The following is a 3,704-nucleotide window of genomic DNA, read 5'->3' on the forward strand; positions in this document are numbered from 1 at the left end:
GGAGGGGGGCGGGTCAGGCCCGACAGCGCGCGCTTGCGCACCGCAGCAGGTCGACGTGCCTGCGCTCCACGAGGGCAAACCCCACAAAGCCGACCGGATGCATGCGGATTACCTTAGTGGGACCCTCGCCACGGACGCCATGCGGTGACCTCGGGGGTCCGGTCAGAGCAGTCCGCGCTGCCGGGCCGAGTTGATGGCCTGGCGTCGGCTCTGGGCGCCCAGCTTCAGGTAGATCGAGCGGACGTGGGTCTTCACCGTGTTCAGCGAGACCTGGTGCCGCGCGGCGATCTCCTCCAAGGTGAGCTGGGCGGGGAGGTCGGTGAGCAGCTCCAGCTCCCTGGGCGTCAGCGGGGCGTAGGCGCTCCGGTCCCGCGTCCGGGCCGCCGACCGGATCCTCGCCACGAGGGGGTCGAGCCGGCCGAACCGGGACGCGTCCTCGTCCAGCAGGGCCGGGACCCCGGGCATGTCCAGGAAGGCGCGGAGCGCGCCCAGCTCGTCGGCGATGCCGAGGGCCGCCTGCAGCGCCTCGTGGCAGCGGGCGCGCTGGCCCTCCTGGGCGGAGAGGACCGCCTCGACCAGCCACCCCTGCTGCCGGGTCAGCGGGTGCAGACAGGGGACCGTGCCGTCCAGGACCGGCGCCAGCCGCCGGCGGGCAGCGTCCCCGCGGCCGCGGGCGAGGTGCTCGGTCGCGGTGAGCACCTCGAGCTCCCCGCCGGGCCCGACCCGCACCCGCAGCTCGTGCAGCGCCTCCTTGGCCCAGTCCGGTCGGCCGACCAGCCAGCTGCAGCGGTGCTGGGTGCAGGCCAGGTAGACGGCCAGCAGGGGAGGCAGCCGCTGCCCGCGGGACTGCACCCAGCACTCGTGCAGCCGCCGGGTGGCCTGGGCGGGTCTCGCCCCGTCCTCGACGTCGAGGACGCCGAGCAGGGTGGTCAGCGCGGTCTCGACCACCGCGTCGCTCGCCCCGGCCAGCGCGCTCCGGGCGCGCTCGGCCAGCTGCCGCGCGCCGTTCCCGTCGAGCCGCTGGTAGGCAGACTGCGCGCCCTGGAGGAGGGCGGCGGCGACCTCGGCCCCGCGCAGGGCGTCCACCCGCACGGCGACCCGCACGGTCTCGTCCGCCAGCAGCCAGGTGCGCCGGAAGTCACCGCGACTGCTGGCCAGCGCGCTCAGCCCCGCGGTGGCCCGCAGCAGCGCGTGGTCGTTGCTCGTCGCCGCGGCCAGCTGGGCGGCCGCGGCGAGCTCCGCGCCGGCCTCCTCGAACTCGCCCGTCAGCAGCCAGACCAGACCCCGGTTGAGCCGCAGCAGCAGCCCCAGGTCGTCCGCGCGGCCGTCGGTCGCCGGTGCGCTGGCGGTCAGCGCGGCGGCGGAGAGCGCGAGGTCCCCGTGCCGGGCCCGCTGCAGCTGGACCAGCGCCTGCAGCGGGCTGGCCCCGTCGTCCTCGACGGACCGCCGGGGGCGGGGGATGCGGCTGGGCAGCGCCGAGCCCAGCTCCACCTCCGCCAGGGTGGTCAGCTCCCGGACGTCGCCGTCGGCCCGGACGCCGTCCGGGCTCGAGCCGATCAGCCGGAGCAGCTGACGCGCGCGGCCGCCGGCGAGCAGCGTGGGCCCGTGCGCCACCAGCAGCCGGACGGCCAGGTCGTCGTCCCCGGCGGCGACCGCGTGCCCCAGCGCCTCCGGCACCTGGCCCCGGCGGGCGAGCCAGTCCGCGGTGCGCGCGTGCGCGGCGCCCAGCAGCCCGGGGGCGGTCCGGCGCAGCTGCGCGGTCAGGTGGCTGCGCAGCAGGGGGTGCAGGCGGTACCAGCCGCTGGGCTGCACGAGGCGGTCCACGAGCGTGTTGTCCCGGTACAGCCGCTCCAGCAGCACCGCCGCCGTCGGGTCGCCGGTGACCGCGACGGCGAGGTCGGCGGACAGTCGCTCGGGCACGGCGCACAGCCGGAGGAGGTCCTGCTCGGCCGGTGTCAGCCGGTGCAGGACCTCGGCGGCCAGGTAGTCGGCGATCACGGGCTCGTCGCCGCCGAGGTCCTGGACGAGGGACGGCGGGTCGGCTGCGCGGGACAGCGTCAGCGCCGCCAGCCGCACGCCGGCGGCCCAGCCCTCGGTGCGGTCGGTCAGCAGGTCCAGCAGGTGCTCCTCCAGCGTGACGCCGTGGTCGAGCAGGACCTCGCGCACCTCGCTCCGGGCCAGCGCGAGGTCCCCGGCCCGGATCTCCCGCAGCCGCCCGGCGAGCCGGAGGCGGTGGAGGCCCACCGCGGGGTCACGGCGGGTGGCCAGCACCACGTGCAGCCCGTCGGGCAGCCGGCGGAGCAGCGTGTCGATGTCGGCGAGGACGGCGGGGGCGGAGACGGCCTCCACGTCGTCCAGCAGGAGCCAGACCGGGGTCCCGGCCCGGGAGACCAGCGCCTCGAGCTGGACGAGGGGGAGGGCGTCCTGGACGTCGTCGCCGGTCTCGACACCTCCCGTCGGTCCCTCGACCACCCCGGCTGCGACGGCGGACCGGAGCGCCTCGGTCAGCGTCGTCCGGAAGCGCACCGGGTCGTCGTCGGCGTCGTCCAGCGACACCCAGGCGACCCGGTCCCCGCCCGCGGCCCGGTCCCCGGCCCAGCCGGCCAGCAGGGTCGTCTTGCCGTACCCGGGCGGCGCGGACACCAGCGTCACCGGGGCGTCGTCCGGCCCGTCGTGCGGCGGGACGGGCCGTCGCAGCAGCCAGGTCCGGTCGGCCACCGACCGCCCGGGGGGAGGCCGGTGCAGCTTGCTGCGAGGAACCTGCATCGGTGCGTCCGACCTCCTCCCGGTCGTGATCGACGTGCGGAGGTCCCCGAGGTGCTCGCCCGCCAGGATCGCGACCCCGGGCGAGGGCCGTCAACCCCCCATGAGCGGGCTCCACCGCGCGTCGGACGGCGCGCGCGGGGCGCTCAGCGGTCGACGGCGCAGCGGAACCCGAGGTGGCTGGTGCTGCTGCGCACGTCGGCGTTCCTCCGGTCTGGCGGGTCGGGACCCGCCCCGGGTCACGCCACCAGTGTGAGGACGTGGTCGGCCCGGGTGCGGTGCAGGACGGCGACCAGCTGGCGGGGCGCGTCGGTGCACCGCACGGCGGTCCCCTGGTTGCGTGCCTGGGCGTGCAGCCGGAGGAGCAGGCCGATCCCCGCCGCGTCGAAGCGCTGCACCTCGTCCAGCCGCAGCACCAGCACCTCGGGCGCCCGCCCGAGCGCCTCGGCCACCACGGACCTGATCTCCGCCGCCCGCCCGGCCACCAGGTACGCGCCGACGGCGACCTGGACCGTGGCCGGCCCGCCGCGCTCGCCGGTCCCGGCCAGCAGCCGCGGCGCCGGCTGGTCGTCCGCGGTGCCGCCCCGGGACCGGTCCCGGCAGGTCACGGCGACGTCGCGGCAGCGCAGGGACTGCGCGTCCCTGCTCGGCCGGGCGACGGGCGCCCCGGACCGCGACCGGCGTGACGATCGGACCACGCGACGTCCCTTCGTCCCGGTGCGCCCGCCACCGGCGTCCACCGGTCGCCGTGCCGACACCACGCCCCCACGGTGTTGCAGCGCGCCGCCGCGGGCATCACCCGTCAGGGGTGAGCGCCGCTGTCGTGCCGGCTCAGAGCGTGCGCTCGCCGAGGAGGGCCCGCCCCAGGTCCGTGCGGGCGGCGGTCCCGCCGCCCGGCACGGTCAGCGGCCCCGCGGTCACGACGGTGACCGCGTCGATGC

General features: G+C 77.6%; 2 protein-coding genes. Both read right to left on the bottom strand.

Annotation, left to right across the window (positions count from 1 at the left end):
- Positions 1–162: 162 nt before the first annotated feature.
- The gene (locus FHL79_RS24680) at positions 163–2,766 is read right to left on the bottom strand and encodes a winged helix-turn-helix domain-containing protein (protein ID WP_138761194.1); all 2,604 of its coding nucleotides are present in this window, start codon (positions 2,764–2,766) and stop codon (positions 163–165) included.
- Between the two features lie 236 nt (positions 2,767–3,002).
- Complete coding sequence (locus FHL79_RS24685; protein ID WP_171058339.1) at positions 3,003–3,461, bottom strand: STAS domain-containing protein; 459 nt, start codon at positions 3,459–3,461, stop codon at positions 3,003–3,005.
- Positions 3,462–3,704 lie beyond the last annotated feature (243 nt).

The sequence above is a fragment of the Modestobacter altitudinis genome, from assembly GCF_005930475.1.
In the GTDB taxonomy this organism is placed as follows: domain Bacteria; phylum Actinomycetota; class Actinomycetes; order Mycobacteriales; family Geodermatophilaceae; genus Modestobacter; species Modestobacter altitudinis.